Here is a 17363-nt window from a genome sequence, read left to right as displayed (position 1 = left end):
TCGCGCTAACAAATTTGCGTCAAGACTGTCGCTATCGCGCGAACCGGGTTGCACTCAAAGATGCACATTCCCTAACATGTTCCCACTCCACACCGTGTTTTGACATCACGGTCTGGATGCGGAATGTTACAAGGCGGAAAGCCAACAATGGGAGTAAGTCATGGCAATCTATACAAGCAACGGTGATCGCGTTCCGGATCACATCCTGAAAATGGCCGAAGAAGCCAAAACGGGCGGCGTCGACCGCCGCGAATTCCTGGCCTTGGCCAGCGTCTTCGGCGCATCGACGGCAATGGCCTACGGTATGCTTGGCCTCGCCGATCCGACCCCGGCCAGAGCCGAGGACGTGCAGGGCAAGAAGGGCGGCGTGATCAAGGTCGCGATGTCGATTAAGGATCCGAAGGATCCGCGCACCGCCGACTGGTCCGAAATCTCCAACGCGGAGCGCCAGGCGCTCGAGCCGCTGGTGAAGTACACGAAGGAATATACCTTCGCGCCTTACCTCTTGGCGAGCTGGGACATCAATGACGACGCCACCGAATACACGCTGCATGTGCGGCCGGGCGTCGAATGGAACAATGGCGACAAGTTCACCGCCGACGACGTAATCCACAATTTCACCCGCTGGGCCGACAAGTCGGTGGAAGGCAACTCGATGCCTGGCCGTCTCGGCAGCCTCGTCGACGACACGACCAAGAAGCTGCGCGAAGGCTCGGTCGTCAAGGTCGACGACATGACCGTCAAGCTCAAGCTGACCAAGCCCGACATCGCGATCATCCCGAACCTGTGTGACTATCCGGCGCTGGTCGTGCACAAGACGTTCGACGAGAAGGGCGCCAACTTCAAGAACTGCCCGATCGGCACCGGTCCGTTCGAACTCGTCTCCTACGATGTCGGCCAGAAGGTGGTCTACAAGCGCCGCACGACCGGCAAGTGGTGGCAGGGCGAGGCCTTCCTCGACGGAGTCGAGTTCATCGACTACGGCACCGACCCGGCCGCGACCGTCTCGGCTTTCGAGTCCGGCGAAGTCCAGACCAACCACGAAACGACCGCCGACTACATCAAGATCATTGCCGATGTCGGCGCTCCGGCATCGGAAGTGGTGACGGCGGCCACCGTGGTGTCGCGCTTCAACGTCACCAAGAAGCCCTATGACAACCAGAAGGTTCGTCAGGCGATGTTGCTGGCCGTCGACAACGCCACCGTGCTGCAGCTGGGCTACGGCAATGCCGGCACGCCGGCGGAAAACCACCATGTCGCGCCGATCCATCCGGAATACGTCAAGCTGCCCGAGATCAAGCGCGACATCGCCAAGGCCAAGCAGATGCTGACGGAAGCCGGCGTGATCGATTTCGAGCATGAGCTAATCAGCAACGACGAGGACTACCACAAGAACACCACGGACGCGATCGCGGCCCAGCTGCGCGAAGCCGGCATCAAGGTGAAGCGCACCGTGCTGCCGAGCTCGACCTTCTGGAACGACTGGACCAAGTACCCGTTCTCGGAAACCAACTGGAACATGCGTCCGCTTGGCATCCAGGTGATCGCCATCGCATACCGCACCGGCGAGGCCTGGAACGAGACGGCTTACTCCAACCCGGACTTCGACAAGAAGGTGAACGAGGCGCTCGGCATCGCCGATGCGGAGAAGCGCAAGGTCGTGATGAAGGATATCGAGCAGACGCTGCAGGATTCCGGCATCATCATCCAGCCTTACTGGCGCAAGCTCTACATCAACATCAAGCCCGAGGTGAAGAACCACTCGATGCACCCCACCTACGAGCACGACTTCGGCAAGGTCTGGCTCGATAAGGCGTGACCCATGGTGCGATGAATGCGAGGGGCGACAGCCCCTCGTATTTGCAGCTTCGTCGCCGTTGCATATTCTGCAACGGTGGCGGGGCGTCATCGGCTTTTCGAAACAGGGTTGAACGTATCTGACCCCAACCCGGCCGGCAGGGGGGCATAAGTGTTCTCATTCATTGCCAGACGCATCGGCACGATACTTCTCACGATGCTGTGCTTGACGCTGGTCGTCTTCTTCCTCGTCAATCTCGAGCCCAATCTGAAGAAGCTCGCGATCAGTCAGACCGAGATGCACACGCCCGCCGACCAACTGGAAAGCTGGCTGGTCAATCACGGCTACCGCCAGAACTTCTTCCTGCGCTATGGCCAGTGGCTGGGCGTCCTCCCCAAGCATCCGATCACCGATCCGGCGACCGGCAAGACGACGCAGCGCTTTTCCTTCTGCAACGATCCGACGGAGCCGAAATTCTCCGGCGTGTTGCAGGGGGACTTCGGCTGCTCGACCAAATTCAAGACGACCGTCGCGGCGAAGCTCTTTCCAGCGCTCGGCGCCACAGGCTTGTTGATGTTCTGGGTTCTGGCGGTGATGGTGCCGATCTCGCTGCTCATCGGCATTCTTGCCGGCATGCGCGAAGGGTCGCGCACGGACCGGACATTGTCCGTCGCCTCGATCGCCTCGACGGCAACACCCGAATATGTCTCGGGCGTCATCTTCACCGTCATCTTCGCATCCTGGCTCGGCTGGCTGAACGGTTCGGCCGCGTCCGCTAGCCAGGGCATCACCTTCTACAATTTCACGCTGCCGGTGATCACGCTGGCGATCTACGGCATAGGCTATATCGCGCGCATGACACGCGCCTCGATGGTCGAGGTGATGACGCAGCAATATATCCGCACCGCCCGGCTGAAGGGTCTGTCCTTCAGCAGCGTGGTCATCAAACATGCCTTGCGCAACGCGCTGATCGCGCCCTTCACCGTCATCATGCTGCAGTTCCCGTGGTTGCTCACCGGGGTCGTCATCGTAGAGGTGATGTTCCGCTACCAGGGGTTTGGCTACACGCTGGTCGAAGCCGCCGGCAACAACGACATCGATCTGCTGCTAGGCTGCTCGCTGGTCTCGGTGTTCATCGTGCTGATCACGCAACTCATTTCCGATGTCGGCTACGCGTTTCTCAATCCGCGTATCAGGGTTCAGTAGGGGCAGGGCCGATGCAAACGGAATATATCAGCGCCTTCGACGTCGTCATTGGCGTGCTCTGGCGGTTCTGGCCGGTGTGGGTGGCACTCATCCTGGTGATGGGGACCAGCTTTACCTACAAGAAGCGGCTCGGCCTCTATGGCCAGCTCTTCGACAGCGGCGTCGGCATTGCCGGCGTCTTCATCTGCCTGTTCTGGCTGTTCACGGCGATCTTCGCCTCGACCATCTCGCCCTTCGACCCACTGGCGCAGGTTTCGGTGATGAAGGACACGCTGCCCGGCGCAGTCGAGCCAGCCTCGAAGCTCGTCTATTATTTCGGTGGCGACAAGCTCGCCCGCGACGTGTTCTCGCGCATGGTTTATGGCAGCCAAATCGTGCTGATCATCGCGCCGGCCGCCACCGGCTTCGCGCTGATGGTCGGCATCACGCTTGGCCTGCCGGCCGGCTACTATGGCGGAAAGATCGACACGCTCTTGTCCTTCCTCGCCAATCTGGTGCTGGCCTTCCCGGTGATCCTTCTGTTCTATCTGCTGGTGACGCCGGGCATCATGGACACGCCGATCCCCTATGCGATGGCGGGATTGTTCTTTCTGTTCCCGATCATCTTCTTCTGCGTGCTGTTCTGGACCCGCTACAAGAACCGTCCGGACCGGCTCTATATCCTGCTCGGCATCACTCTGGTGGTCGGTGGCTGGATCTATGCAGGCCTGGTCTTCGACAGGGATCCGCTGCATATCGTCCATATTGATCCAAACCAGCTCAACATCTTCGTGGCGGTGGTGTTCGCCTCCAGCCCCGGCGTGTTCCGCATCGTGCGCGGCCTGACCATGGACATCAAGACGCGCGACTATGTGGCGGCAGCCCAGACACGCGGTGAATCGCCCTGGTACATCATGCTGTGGGAGATCCTGCCCAATGCGCGCGGTCCGCTGATCGTCGATGCCTGCCTGCGCATCGGCTACACGACGATCCTGCTCGGAACGCTCGGCTATTTCGGCCTGGGCCTGGCGCCGGAAAGCCCCGACTGGGGCACCGCGATCAAGGACGCCAGCCGGCTCTTGCGTTCCTTCATCCATCCGGCGCTGCCGCCGACGATCGCCCTGATGTCGTTCGTGCTGGGGCTGAACCTTCTGGCGGACTCGCTGCGCGAACAGTCGATGAAGGATTGATGGCGAGGGCTCAGGCCCTACCTGCTGGAACAATTTAGGATTGGAGCGACCCATGAACGAGGCAGTTCGAGATCCGGCTCAACCTATCATCGAGATCGAGAACCTCTCGATCTCCTTCTTCACCCGCAAGGGCGAGATACCGGCGGTGATGGATTTCTCCTGCACGGTCATGCCCGGCGAGGCGATGGGCATCGTCGGCGAGTCCGGCTGCGGCAAGTCGACCGTGTCGCTCGGTATCATGCGCGACCTCTCCAACATCGGGAAGATCGTAGGTGGGCGTATCAAGTTCCAGGGCAGGGACATGGGCGAGATGTCCAACGAGGAGCTTCGCGCCATCCGCGGCAACAAGGTCGCCATGATCTATCAGGAGCCGATGGCGAGCCTCAATCCGGCGATGAAGATCGGACAGCAGCTGATGGAAGTGCCGCTGATCCACGACAAGGTGTCGAAGGAAGAGGCGCATAGCCGCGCATTGGAGATGGTGCGGGCGGTGAAGCTGCCCGATCCGGAGCGCATGATGCGCTCCTATCCGCACCAGCTTTCCGGCGGCCAGCAGCAGCGCATCGTGATTGCCATGGCGCTGCTGTCGAGACCGGCGCTGCTTCTGCTCGACGAGCCGACCACCGCGCTCGACGTCACCGTCGAGGCCGGCATCGTCGAGCTGGTCAAGGGGCTCGGCGAGAAGTTCGGCACCTCCATGATCTTCGTGTCGCACAATCTCGGCCTGATCCTGGAGACCTGCGACCGCATCACGGTGATGTATTCCGGCGAGGCGGTCGAGACCGGCAAGATCGAGGACGTGTTCGACCGGATGCGCCATCCCTATACGCAAGGGCTGTTCCGCTCGATCCCGCTGCCCGGCGCCGATAAGAATTCGCGGCCGCTGATCTCCATTCCCGGACAGTTGCCGCTGCCGCATGAACGTCCGAAGGGCTGCAATTTCGGGCCCCGCTGCCACCATTTCGTCGAGGGCGTCTGCAACGCGGCGGAAATCCCGATGGTCCCGGTCGAGGGCCATGAGGGGCATTTCTCGCGCTGCGTGCGCTTCAACGAGATCGACTGGGAGGCGCTGCCGCCCGGTGCCAAGAAGGTCAACGAGAAGGTCGAGCCCGGCGCGCCGGTGCTGAAGATCCAGGATCTCAAGAAATACTACAAGGTCGGCGGCAGCGAAGTGTTCGGCTCGAGCGAAGGCCGCGTCGTCAAGGCCAATGAGACGATCTCGTTCACAGCGCGCGAATCCGAGACGGTGGCGATCGTCGGCGAGTCCGGCTGCGGGAAGTCGACGCTGGCCAAGGTGCTGCTGGGCCTCGAGACCGCCAGCTCCGGCACCGTGACTTTGGCCAACAAGGAAATCCAGTCGACGGGCATCGAGAGCCGCGGCGTCGACACCGTGTCGTCGATCCAGATGGTGTTCCAGAACCCGTTCGACACGCTGAACCCGAGCCACACGGTCGGCTCGCAGATCATCCGCACGCTGGAAAAGTTCAAAGTCGGCAAGAATGTCGCCGAGCGGCGCCAGCGCATGCTGGAGCTGCTCGACCTGGTGAAGCTGCCCAGAGCCTTCGAAACCCGCAAGCCGCGCCAGCTTTCGGGCGGCCAGAAGCAGCGCATCGGCGTGGCCCGCGCTTTCGCCGGCGACGCCAAGGTGGTGGTGGCCGACGAGCCGGTCTCGGCGCTCGACGTCTCGGTGCAGGCGGCGGTGACCGAGCTGTTGATGGACATCCAGCGCAAGAACAAGACGACGATGCTGTTCATCAGCCACGATTTGTCGGTGGTGCGCTACATCGCCGACCGCGTCGTCGTGATGTATCTCGGCTATATCGTCGAGCAGGGCACGACCGACCAGATATTCTCGCCGCCTTACCATCCCTATACCGAGGCGCTGCTGTCGGCGATCCCGATCGCTGACACCAGCGTGGTCAAGAAGCACATCGTGCTGGAAGGCGACATCCCGTCGGCGATGAACCCGCCGACCGGCTGCCCGTTCCAGACTCGTTGCGGCTACAAGAAGCTGGTGCCGGACAATCTGTGCGAGACGAAAGTGCCACCGGTGAAGAATCTCGGCGGCGGCCATACGAGCCTGTGCTGGCTTTCGGACGACGTGCTGGCCAAGATGGAGCCGGTCATCAAGTTCGACAAAGAGCATGCGGCGCGTGAGGGCGTGCCGGACGATGCGTCGCATGGCGAGGGGCCGGGCTTTGCCGGTTCGCCGCCGCAGCGACCGGATGGCAAAAACGCCAGTGCGGAAGCCGACGCGACCGGAGAGGGCGTCGAGGATAACGACGCCGTGCTCAAGGCCCGCCGCCACGAAGTGCGCGACGAGGATTCGGAAACCGGTGTCGCAAGACCGAAGGACACGACAAGGCGGCACTAGACAAGGCGAAGGATCAGGTGCCGCACTGCCGTAGCTGCGCTGCGTAGTCGCGGGCCATCTGGTCGGTGGCGCGTGCGTAGCTTTGGACGCCGGCATCACCGCGATTACCGCGGCCATAGGCGGTCCAGCCGAGATAATAGGCCAGATAGAGATTGTAGGTGTCGTTGCGCGCGACACCGAAAGTGTCGGCGGTCTTGGAGTGGTACCAGCCGACGAAATCGATGGCGTCGGCAAAGCGCGTTCGGCGCGCCGCCCAGTTGCCGGTCTCACTTTGATATTGCGACCAGGTGCCGTCGAGCGCCTGCGAGTAGCCGGTGGCGCTCGAGACGTGTGTCCACGGGATGAAGCCGAGCAGCTTGGTGCGCGGCGGGCGGGCATTGCTCTTGAACCCGGATTCCTTGCGAACCGTGGCCATCAGCACGGGAACGGGAATGCCGTATTTCTGCTCGGTCCGCTCGGCGGCGGACTGCCAGTTGTCGAACCAGCCGTCATTCTGGTCGAAGACGGCGCAGACATTGTTGATATGGCTGGGGGCCGTCGCGCAGGCCGAAAGCGCCAGCAGCACGGAAACAGCGACAATTTTACTAAAACTCGACCTACGCATTGGAAGACGAATAGGCCGAAATCATAAAAGGAGTCTTGCGCGGTTCCTTAACGAGGACGCGGGCAGCGCGAAGAGTCGAGTATCGATATTCCGACTATGTACGTCGCTATCCTTTCCATCGATTTTCAAAAATGCCGCCTAGGCTAAAATCACGCCGGCAAATGGCGAATTCATGATAGCTCATGCGATAAGCCGGCGCTCTGATGCGCGCATGAGCGAACCAAGACGCAAGCGCGGCGCCGAGCGCACCAGCAACCGCGGGCCGGCCGCCATCCCGCAACTGCCGCCGCGGCGGGTGGAGAATCCCTATCCGCCGATGGCGATGCTCTCGGCCGACCAGATCGAGGCGATCCACCACGCATCGATGCATATCCTGGAGAATTTCGGCATCGAGGTGATGAGCCCTCGAGCGCTGTCGCTGTTCCAGCGCGCCGGCGCCAGGGTCGACCACGGGTCGATGAATGTGCGCATCGACCGAGGCATGGTCGAAGAGGCGTTGACGTCGACGCGCAGCAGCTACACGCTTATCCCGCGCAATCCGGCTCGAGCCATCCATCTCGGCGGCAGCACGATCAACTTTACGCTGGTGGCCGGACCGCCCAATGTTCATGACATGGAGCGAGGCCGCCGCGCCGGCAACATGCCGGACTATCAGGATCTCGTGCGGCTGGCGCAGCATTTCAACTGTATCCACATGCTCGGAAATCAGGTCTGCGCGCCGATCGAGCTGCCGGCGAACACTAGGCACATGGACACCTATTTCGCCAATCTGACGCTGACCGACAAATGCTTCCATGTCTCGGCGATCGGGCGGGGCAGGGCGCTGGACGGCATCGAGATGATGGCGATCGCGCGCGGACTGACGCTGGATGAGATGGCGCGGGACCCTGGCGTCACCACCATCATTTCGGTCAACTCGCCGCGCCGCTTCGACGAGATGATGGCGGAGGGGCTGATGACCATGGCCGAATACGGCCAGTCGGTGGCGGTGACGCCGTTCACGCTGATGGGCGCGATGAGTCCGGTAACGCTCGCAGGTGCTTTGGCGCAGCAGAACGCCGAGGCGCTGTTTGGCATCGTGCTGACGCAACTGGTGCGTCCCGGCGCGCCGGTGATGTATGGCGCCTTCACCTCCAATGTCGACATGAAGTCGGGCGCGCCGGCCTTCGGCACGCCGGAGAACACCAAGGCCAACATCGCTTCCGGGCAGTTGGCGCGGCGCTATAATCTACCCTATCGCACCACGCCGGGCTCGGCCTCCAATGCCGCCGATGCGCAGGGCGCCTATGAGACGATGATGGCGCTGTGGGGCGCGGTGCTCGGCCACGGCAATCTCATCTACCATGCCGCCGGCTGGCAGGAGGGCGGACTGACGGCCTCGTTCGAAAAGCTCATCATCGATGTCGAGATGATCCAGCACATGATGGAATTCCTGCGGCCGATCGTCGTCGACGAGGCGGAGCTTGCGGTCGAGGCGCTGGGCGCGGTGCCGACAGGGGGCCATTTCTTCGGCGAGCCGCACACGCTGGAGCGCTACGCCACCGCCTTCTACCAGCCGATGCTTTCCAACTGGCAGAATTACGAGGCCTGGCAGGAAGCCGGTGCGCTCGACACGACGGCGCGCGCGACCAGGCTTTGGAAGAAGGCGCTGGAGGAATATGTCCAGCCGGCCATGGACCCTGCCGTGCGCGAGGCGCTCGAAGCCTATATGGCCCGCCGCAAGGAAGCGATCGGGCAAGGCGAGCCGTGAGGGAACAGCTTACCAACCTCAATCATTTCAATCTCTCAACTCACTGAACCAACGAGAAAACCCATGAAGTCGCATGCAAAGGTCGTGGTCATCGGCGGCGGTGTCGTCGGATGCTCCGTGCTGTTTCATCTTGCACGCCACGGCTGGACCGATGTCGTGCTTCTGGAGCGCGACGAGCTGACTTCCGGTTCGACATGGCATGCGGCCGGCGGCATGCACACGATCAATGGCGATCCCAACGTCGCCAAGCTGCAGAAATACACGATTTCGCTCTACAAGGAGATCGAGGAACTCTCAGGACAGGCGACCGGCGTGCATCTGACCGGCGGCGTGCTTCTGGCGGCCACCGAGGCACGAATGGACTGGCTGCGCGGCGTGGTGTCGAAGGGCCGCTATCTCGGCATCGACCTCGAGGTGATCTCGGCCAAGGAAGCGGCGGAATTGATGCCGCTCATCGATCCGAAGCAATTCGTCGGCGCGGTGCGCAACAAGGAGGACGGCCATCTCGATCCGTCCGGCGTGACGCATGCCTATGCCAAGGCCGCGCGGAAACTGGGTGCGGAACTGGAACGCTTCACCAAGGTCGAGGACATCGTGCGCCGGCCGGACGGACTGTGGCGCGTCATCACCAACAAGGGCGATGTCATTGCCGAGCATGTCGTCAATGCCGGCGGGCTCTGGGCGCGCGAGGTCGGCCGCATGGTCGGGCTTGAACTGCCGGTGCTGGCCATGGAGCACATGTACCTGATCACCGAGGATATGCCGGAGGTCGCCGAGTGGAACAAGAAGACCGGCACCGAGATCATCCACGCGGTCGACTTCGACGGCGAGCTCTATCTGCGCCAGGAGCGCGGGGGCATGCTGATGGGCACCTACGAGAAGGCCAACAAGGTCTGGTCGGAATTCCAGACGCCGTGGAATTTCGGCCACGAATTGCTGGAACCGGACATCGACCGCATCGCGCCGTCGCTGGAAGTCGGCTTCCGCCATTTCCCGGCCTTCCAGAAGACCGGCATCAAGCAGATCATCAACGGTCCCTTCACCTTCGCGCCGGACGGCAATCCGCTGGTCGGGCCGGTGCGCGGCCTGCCGGGCTTCTGGGTCGCCTGCGGCGTCATGGCCGGATTCAGCCAGGGCGGCGGCGTCGGTCTGGCGCTCTCCAACTGGATGATCGAGGGGGACCCCGGCGCCGACATCTGGGCCATGGACGTGGCTCGCTATGGCGACTGGGCGACGATGGCCTATACCAACGCCAAGGTGCGGGAGAATTATTCGCGCCGCTTCTCGATCCGCTTTCCCAATGAGGAACTGCCGGCGGGGCGTCCACTCAAGACGACGCCTCTCTACGACGTGCTTGCCGTCAGGGGCGCGCAATGGGGCGTGTCCTACGGGCTCGAGGTACCGCTCTGGTATGCACCGGACGGCGTCAGGGACGAGTTTTCCTGGCGGCGTTCGACTGACTTCGAGCATGTCGGCCGGGAAGTCGCGGCGGTGCGCAGCGGCGTCGGTCTTTCTGAAATTTCGAACTTCGCCAAATACAAGGTGGCGGGCGCAGGCGCGGCTCGATGGCTCGACCGCATATTCGCCTGCAAGTTGCCCAAGCGCGACCGCATGACGCTTGCGCCTATGCTGAAGGACGACGGCAAGCTGATCGGCGATTTCACTTTGGCCAATGTCGATGACCGTGAGTGGTTCATCGCCGGATCCGGCATTGCCGAGCAATATCACATGCGCTGGTTCGAGGCGCATCTGCCCAAGGATGGCTCGGTACGGATCGAGGCGCTAGGGCAGAGGCTCACCGGCCTTGCGATTGCCGGTCCTAAGGCGAGGGAGGTGCTGGCCAAGGTGACCCGCGCCGATGTTTCCAACGCGGCGTTCCCCTTCATGGCGGTTGCGCGCATGGATATCGGCATGGCGCCATGTCTTGTCGGCCGCGTCAGCTACACCGGCGATCTTGGCTACGAGATCTGGGTGGCGCCGGAATACCAGCGCGCCGCCTACCAGGCGCTGGTCCAAGCGGGCGAAGAGTTCGGCATCAGCCTGTTCGGCTCACGCGCGCTCAACGCGCTGAGGCTCGAGAAGAACTACGGCTCATGGGCGCGCGAGTACCGGCCGATTTACGGACCGGTCGAGGCCGGGCTCGACCGCTTCGTCGCCTATGGCAAGGATGCCGATTTCATCGGCAAGCAGGCAGCACTTGCGGAGCGCAGCGAGGGCGGCAAGCTTCGGCTGCGCAGCTTCATTGTCGATGCCACCGATGCCGACGTGATCGGCGACGAGGCGATCTGGCATGGCGGCGTCGTGCGCGGCTGGGTCACGTCGGGCGGCTATGCGCATCATGCGAAGAAATCGGTCGCGATGGGCTATGTGCCGAAGGAGATCGCCGACAGGCCGGACGGTTTCGAGATCGAGATCCTCGGGAAGCGCCATGGGGCACGCATCCAGGCGGCGCCGCTATTCGACGCCAATTTCGAGCGGATGCGCGGCTAGAGCAATTCCAGGAAAAGTGCGAAGCGGTTTTCCGTCCGGAATTGCGTCAGAACAAAAAAGCCTCCTGGCGCTCAGCCTGCCATCAGGCCTCGGCGCTGTCGCGATTGTCCAGGGCGAAGGCGCCCGAACCGGCAAAGAACAGATAGAGGAAGACGAAGCAGAACAGGATGGCTGCGTCGCCGCCGTTGTTGGACGGGAAGAAGTCGCGCGGGAAGTGCGCCATGAAATAGGCGATCGCCATTTCGCCGGCGAGCAGGAAGGCGACCGGGCGGGTGAACAGACCGAGCGCCAAAAGGATGCCGCCTGCGAATTCGAGGATACCTGCAGCCGTCGTCAGGCCGGTGAGGGCGTGCGGCTGGGCGCTTACCGGGAAGTTGAACAGCTTCTGCGAACCATGTTCGACGAACTGCAGGGCGGTCATGATGCGCAACACGCCCAGCGCTTGGGGGCGGTACTGAGCAAGGGTTTCGAAAAGCTTCATCTAAAACTCCATTCCACCTGCCCAGGCCGGCCATAGATCATCGCCCGCCGATGAGCCACTCACTTCCCCTTGGCTGTCTTTCAACAATCTGTGAGTGCAAATGGTTTCAGCTCTCAGAAAGATTCCCGTCATGGTTGAATTGTTATTCTTATGGTTGTATTAGTTGGCGGACGTTATCAACCCACGCGAGCTTCATTGCCATGAGAAAAGTCGTCATCAGCCTGGTCGCAATCCTTGCAGGGAACAGCTTCGCCGTAGCCGCGGACGGAGGCTGCGAAGCCTTCAGATGGCCGGTTGCTCGCGAGCAGGCCTTGTTCCCAGAGGCGCCGGCAGCCCAATCCGGCGTTGAGCTGACTATCGGACAAGCCGTGGATTTCTCGCTTGAAGCTGCCGACATGGTCAGCTTTGAAGTTCCGCCGCAACGCGCACCGGCAGCCGGCACCTTCGGCGCGACGGCCAGTGTGACCGTGCCGCAAGATGCGGAGCTCCAGGTCACCGTATCCGACGAGGCTTGGATCGATGTCGTGCAGGACGGCCGTTCCGTGAAATCGGCGGGCGTGAGCGGCGTCAAAACCTGCCCAGGCATCCGCAAAAGCGTGCGCTTCAAGCTGACCGCCGGTCCGGCCACGTTGCAGTTCAGCGGCGCGAAGAAGCCTGACCTGAAGGTGGCGGTGCTGACGCCGGAATGATCCGGCGCCAGCCAGCCGGTAACTGATGCTACCGCACCGGCGCCAGCAGGGCGAAATACGCGCCTTGCGGGTCCTGGCACTGGATGATCCACTGGCCGCTCGGCACGTCCATCGGCCCCATGATGATCTTGCCCCCATTGTCGGTGACGCGCGTGGCCGCGGCATCTATGGCGTCGACGTTGAAATAGAACTGCCAGACGGGAACCGGGATCTGCGGCGGCTTGTTCATGATGCCGCCGCCGGATTCGGCGCCGGCGCTGAAGGTTTTGTAGGTACCCATCTCGCCCATGTCGAACTCGCCGGCGCTCTCCCAGCCGAACTGGCTGGAATAGAAATCGAAGGCGGCTTTCCAGTCCGACGTATAGAGCTCATGCCAGCCGACATGGCCTAGCGTGGTCGCCGGCACCGGCGGCTGTTCAGGCTGGTTGGGCTGCAAGAACATGAAGGCAGCCCCCTGCGGGTCGGCAACGACGGCGAAGCGACCGACGCCCGGAATATCGTCGGGCGCTCGGTGCACATTACCGCCGGCGTCCTTGAGCGCCTGCGTCGAGGCGTCGACATCCTTGGTGTAGATGTAGCCCATCCAGGCCGGCGGCATGCCCATCTTGGCGGGTTCTTCCGGCATCGTCATCAGTCCCCCGACGCCGCGCACGGCGGAGTTCACGACGATGTAGCGGGGCACGCCAGGCGCCTTGTCGAAGGGCTCGGCCTTCCAGCCGACCACGGCCGCGTAAAAAGCCTCGGCGGCGTCGAGGTCGGTGGTCATCAGTTCGTACCAGAAGAAAGGTTGTGGGATTTCGGCATGGTCGGTCTCCTCACCGGTTCAGGCAGCGATCGCGGTTCGATCCGTCGTAGGACGATCCTCGCGACAGAAATCCGACATGGGCCGAAAATCCCGGTCGGCAAGGCGCTTCGCTCCTGATCTTGCATAGCCCACTGTTTTCGACTTTGCTGCCGTCAAAGAGGGGTTCGCGTTTTCCATGCGCCAGATGTCGCTCACGCCCGAGCTTGTCGCTCTTTGCCATCGCGAGGAGATCGATCCCGGTCCGAGCGGGGAGTGGACGCAGCTCGGCGACGATGATTTCGGCGCGCTCGCCACGCGTCTTGCCGGCGAAGCCGATGAGGGGCCACTCTAGGTGTTCGCCTATGGCTCGCTGATCTGGAAACCGGCCTTCGAGTCCGTCGAGCAGCAGCGCGCTTCGGCGCATGGCTGGCATCGGTCGTTCTGCCTGGATATCGTGCGCTGGAGAGGCAGCGCCGCGCAGCCGGGGCTGATGATGGCTCTAGAACGCGGCGGGCGTTGCGACGGCGTCATCTACCGCCTACCGGAGGGCGAAAAGCCGGCCCAGATCGAGAGACTGCTGCGACGCGAGATCGACGATCACGAAGCCGTTGTCTCCGTCAGGTGGGTTCCGGTGCGCGCGGCGCAGGGCCGGCTGCGGGCGCTGGGCTTCTGGGTCGGCGTGACAGGCAGGGGGACGTCGCTAGGACAGCCGCTGGAGAAGGTGGCTTGGGTGCTGGCGCGCGCGTGCGGCCATGTCGGCTCGGGCGCGGAATATCTCTACAACACCGTCAGCCACCTCGAGACCTTCGGCATCCATGACCGCAACCTGTGGCGCCTGCAGCAACTGGTGGCGGACGAGATCCGGTCGATCCATACCACAGGATCGCAAATCGTGACGCAGCAGAGAATATCGAGGCGGTTATAATATGACTACATTTGTCATGTTTTTGCGCAATCATTACAGTGGCTTGGCCGAAAATTGACCAATTGATAAAAAAATAAAACGTGCTAGCCTTCCCCAAAACGACAACAAGGGGAACTGGAATGGCGAATGGTCATTTCATCGAAGGCATTGCCGGCGGCCGGCTGTCCTCCGAGCAATATGCCGACAATTTTTCCGACCTGCACCCGCCGCTCGATCACCACGAGGCGCTGGTCGAATCCGACCGCTGCTATTTCTGCTATGACGCGCCGTGCATGAACGCGTGCCCGACGTCGATCGACATCCCGCTGTTCATCCGTCAGATTGCCACCGGCAATCCGCTGGGCTCGGCCAAGACGATCTTCGACCAGAACATCCTTGGCGGCATGTGCGCCCGCGTCTGCCCGACCGAGACGCTGTGCGAAGAGGTCTGCGTGCGCGAGGTGGCGGAAGGCAAGCCGGTGCAGATCGGACGGCTGCAGCGATACGCCACCGATGTCGCCATGAGCGAGGGCAAGCAGTTCTACAAGCGCGCCGAGGCGACCGGGAAGACAGTCGCCGTGGTCGGCGCCGGGCCGGCGGGGCTTGCGGCAGCGCATCGTCTTGCCCGCCATGGCCATGACGTGACGATCCTGGAGGCGCGGCCGAAGGCCGGCGGCCTCAATGAATATGGCATCGCCGCCTATAAGAGCGTCGATGATTTCGCCCAGGCTGAAGTGGACTACGTGACTTCGATCGGCGGCATCGACATCCAGAACGGCAAGGCGCTCGGCCGCGACTTCCAGCTTGGCGATCTGATGCGCAACTATGACGCGGTGTTCCTCGGCATGGGGCTTGGCGGCGTCAATGCGTTGCGCGCCGAGGGCGAGGACGCCGACGGCGTTGCCAATGCGGTCGAGTTCATCGCCGAGCTTCGCCAGGCAAGCGACCTCTCCAGCCTGCCGGTCGGCCGGCGCGTCGTTGTCATCGGCGGTGGCATGACGGCGATCGATGCCGCCGTGCAATCGAAGCTGCTCGGCGCCGAAGAGGTGACAATCTGCTACCGGCGCGGCCAAGAGCACATGAATGCTTCGGAGTTCGAGCAGGATCTGGCCGCCGCCAACGGCGTCACCATCCGCCACTGGCTGCAGCCGAAGCGCGTCATTGCCGAGAACGGCAAGGTCTCGGCAATCGAACTCGAATACACGGCGATGAATGGCGACAAGCTTGCCGGCACCGGAGAAACGCTGCGGCTCAATGCCGATCAGGTGTTCAAGGCGATCGGCCAGAGCTTCGTGCCGGCGCATCTCAACGGCAGCGCGGAGGCGATCGAACTCGAAGGCGGCCGTATCAAGGTCGATGCGGAAGGGCGCACCTCGCTGGCAAAAGTCTGGGCAGGCGGCGACTGTATCTTCGGCGGCGACGATTTGACCGTATCGGCGGTGGCGCAAGGGCGCGATGCTGCCGAGAGCATCCACCGGGCACTGGCCTCTAACGGGAGGGCATGAGCATGGCAGACATCCGCAACAATTTCATAGGCATCAAGTCGCCCAATCCGTTCTGGCTGGCGTCTGCGCCGCCGACGGACAAGGCCTATAATGTCGAGCGCGCCTTCAAGGCGGGCTGGGGCGGCGTGGTGTGGAAGACGCTTGGTGAAGAGGGCCCGCCGGTCGTCAACGTCAACGGTCCGCGCTACGGCGCGATCTGGGGCGCCGATCGCCGCCTGCTCGGTCTGAATAACATCGAGCTGATCACCGACCGCGACCTGCAGACCAACCTGCGCGAGATGAAGCAGGTCAAGATGAACTGGCCGGACCGGGCGCTCATCGCTTCGATCATGGTGCCTTGCGTGGAGGAGAGCTGGAAGGCGATCCTGCCGCTGGTGGAGGAGACTGGCGCCGACGGCATCGAGCTCAATTTCGGCTGCCCGCACGGAATGAGCGAACGCGGCATGGGCTCGGCGGTCGGCCAGGTGCCAGAATATATCGAGATGGTGGTGCGCTGGTGCAAGCAGTACACGCGCATGCCCGTCATCACCAAGCTGACGCCCAACATCACCGACATCCGCAAGCCCGCGCGAGCCGCGCATGCCGGCGGCACCGACGCGGTATCGCTGATCAACACGATCAACTCGATCACTGGCGTCGATCTCGACAGTTTCGCGCCGCAGCCGACCATCGACGGCAAGGGCTCGCATGGCGGCTATTGCGGCCCGGCGGTGAAGCCGATCGCGATGAACATGGTGGCTGAGATCGCGCGCGATCCGGAGACGCATGGCCTGCCGATCTCGGGCATCGGCGGCATTACCACCTCGCGCGACGCCGCCGAATTCATGGCGCTCGGCGCCGGTAATGTCCAGGTCTGCACCGCGGCCATGACCTATGGCTTCAAGATCGTGCAGGAGATGATCGCAGGCTTGGAGAATTGGATGGACGAGAAAGGCCACGCGTCGCTCTCCGACATCATCGGCCGCGCCACGCCCAACGTCACCGACTGGCAGTATCTCAACCTCAACTACGTCGCCAAGGCGCATATCGACCAGGATGCCTGCATCAAATGCGGCCGCTGCCACATCGCCTGCGAGGACACTTCGCACCAGGCGATCACCAGCATGGTCAATGGCGTCAGGCATTTCGAGGTGATCGAGGCCGAATGCGTCGGCTGCAATCTGTGCGTCAATGTCTGCCCGGTCGAAGGCTGCATCACCATGGAGCCGCTGGCCGCCGGCGTGCTGGACCAGCGCACCGGCAAGCCGGTATCGCCGATCTACGCCAACTGGACGACGCACCCCAACAATCCGATGGCCAAGGTGGCTGCGGAATAAGCTTGGGTTCCTCGCCCCACGAGAGTGGGGAGAGGTGGCCCGGGGAAGCCGGGGTGGAAAGGGGACTCGCGGCGGTTGGACACCGCTGAGGCCCCGGACTGTCTTTATCTTTCTTGCGCCTAGTCCCCGGCCGGTTTTGGCTTCGCAGAGGGCCTCCCCTCTCCGTGGCGGCGGGGGCGGGGCGCCGCCCCCCCCCCCGGGGGGGGGGGGGGGGGGAAAAAAAAAACGCCGGGCGCCAATATAAAAAAAAACCCCCCCAAGCAAAGGCCCACCCCCAACCAAAAAAACCCAAA

12 protein-coding genes and 1 pseudogene are annotated in these 17363 nt (G+C 62.7%); 10 read left to right on the top strand and 3 right to left on the bottom strand.

Annotation, left to right across the window (positions count from 1 at the left end; translation table 11 throughout):
- The first annotated feature begins 160 nt into the window (after positions 1-160).
- The 4 genes from P9272_RS11225 (at position 161) to P9272_RS11210 (ending at position 6547) form a co-directional block, all read left to right on the top strand.
- The gene (locus tag P9272_RS11225; RefSeq protein WP_128256426.1) at positions 161-1819 is read left to right on the top strand and encodes an ABC transporter substrate-binding protein; all 1659 of its coding nucleotides are present in this window, start codon (positions 161-163) and stop codon (positions 1817-1819) included.
- A gap of 150 nt (positions 1820-1969) precedes the next feature.
- Positions 1970-3004 (top strand): ABC transporter permease, encoded by a 1035-nt coding sequence (locus tag P9272_RS11220; RefSeq protein WP_042637250.1) that lies wholly within the window; start codon positions 1970-1972, stop codon positions 3002-3004.
- Positions 3005-3015: 11 nt separating this feature from the next.
- Positions 3016-4173: an ABC transporter permease gene (locus tag P9272_RS11215; RefSeq protein WP_128256425.1), complete on the top strand. Its 1158-nt coding sequence runs from the start codon at positions 3016-3018 to the stop codon at positions 4171-4173.
- 52 nt (positions 4174-4225) lie between these two features.
- Positions 4226-6547, top strand: a complete 2322-nt coding sequence (locus P9272_RS11210; protein WP_278160586.1) for an ABC transporter ATP-binding protein — start codon at positions 4226-4228, stop codon at positions 6545-6547.
- A 13-nt stretch (positions 6548-6560) separates the two neighbouring features.
- Here the strand turns inward: P9272_RS11210 and P9272_RS11205 are convergent, their stop codons facing one another.
- The gene (locus tag P9272_RS11205) at positions 6561-7151 is read right to left on the bottom strand and encodes a transglycosylase SLT domain-containing protein (RefSeq protein ID WP_128256423.1); all 591 of its coding nucleotides are present in this window, start codon (positions 7149-7151) and stop codon (positions 6561-6563) included.
- 211 nt (positions 7152-7362) lie between these two features.
- Between P9272_RS11205 and P9272_RS11200 the strand changes: the two genes are divergently transcribed.
- Together P9272_RS11200 and P9272_RS11195 are read left to right on the top strand one after the other, a co-directional pair.
- The gene (locus tag P9272_RS11200) at positions 7363-8901 is read left to right on the top strand and encodes a trimethylamine methyltransferase family protein (protein ID WP_278160585.1); all 1539 of its coding nucleotides are present in this window, start codon (positions 7363-7365) and stop codon (positions 8899-8901) included.
- A 63-nt stretch (positions 8902-8964) separates the two neighbouring features.
- Positions 8965-11391, top strand: a complete 2427-nt coding sequence (locus P9272_RS11195) for an FAD-dependent oxidoreductase (RefSeq protein ID WP_278160584.1) — start codon at positions 8965-8967, stop codon at positions 11389-11391.
- A gap of 82 nt (positions 11392-11473) precedes the next feature.
- On the opposite strand, the gene P9272_RS11190 is transcribed toward P9272_RS11195, so the two are convergent.
- Positions 11474-11872 carry a DoxX family protein gene (locus P9272_RS11190; RefSeq protein ID WP_278160583.1) on the bottom strand — a complete coding sequence of 133 codons (399 nt, stop codon included), beginning with the start codon at positions 11870-11872 and terminating at the stop codon, positions 11474-11476.
- Between the two features lie 368 nt (positions 11873-12240).
- Between P9272_RS11190 and P9272_RS11185 the strand changes: the two genes are divergently transcribed.
- A complete protein-coding gene (locus P9272_RS11185) occupies positions 12241-12561 on the top strand; it encodes a hypothetical protein (protein WP_347404048.1) in 321 nt (106 codons plus the stop codon).
- A 28-nt stretch (positions 12562-12589) separates the two neighbouring features.
- On the opposite strand, the gene P9272_RS11180 is transcribed toward P9272_RS11185, so the two are convergent.
- A complete protein-coding gene (locus tag P9272_RS11180) occupies positions 12590-13327 on the bottom strand; it encodes a VOC family protein (RefSeq protein WP_278160582.1) in 738 nt (245 codons plus the stop codon).
- A gap of 214 nt (positions 13328-13541) precedes the next feature.
- Here P9272_RS11180 and P9272_RS11175 point away from each other — a divergent pair.
- From P9272_RS11175 to preA, 3 genes and pseudogenes are all read left to right on the top strand, one after another.
- Positions 13542-14270, top strand: a pseudogene (locus tag P9272_RS11175) (gamma-glutamylcyclotransferase).
- A gap of 119 nt (positions 14271-14389) precedes the next feature.
- On the top strand, positions 14390-15754 hold the full coding sequence (locus P9272_RS11170) for an NAD(P)-dependent oxidoreductase (protein ID WP_278160581.1): 1365 nt from the start codon (positions 14390-14392) through the stop codon (positions 15752-15754).
- A gap of 2 nt (positions 15755-15756) precedes the next feature.
- On the top strand, positions 15757-17070 hold the full coding sequence (gene preA / locus P9272_RS11165) for an NAD-dependent dihydropyrimidine dehydrogenase subunit PreA (protein WP_278160580.1): 1314 nt from the start codon (positions 15757-15759) through the stop codon (positions 17068-17070).
- Positions 17071-17363 lie beyond the last annotated feature (293 nt).

The organism is Mesorhizobium sp. WSM4976 (assembly GCF_029625685.1).
GTDB lineage: Bacteria > Pseudomonadota > Alphaproteobacteria > Rhizobiales > Rhizobiaceae > Mesorhizobium.
This window is presented reverse-complemented; position numbering and strand designations above follow the sequence as displayed.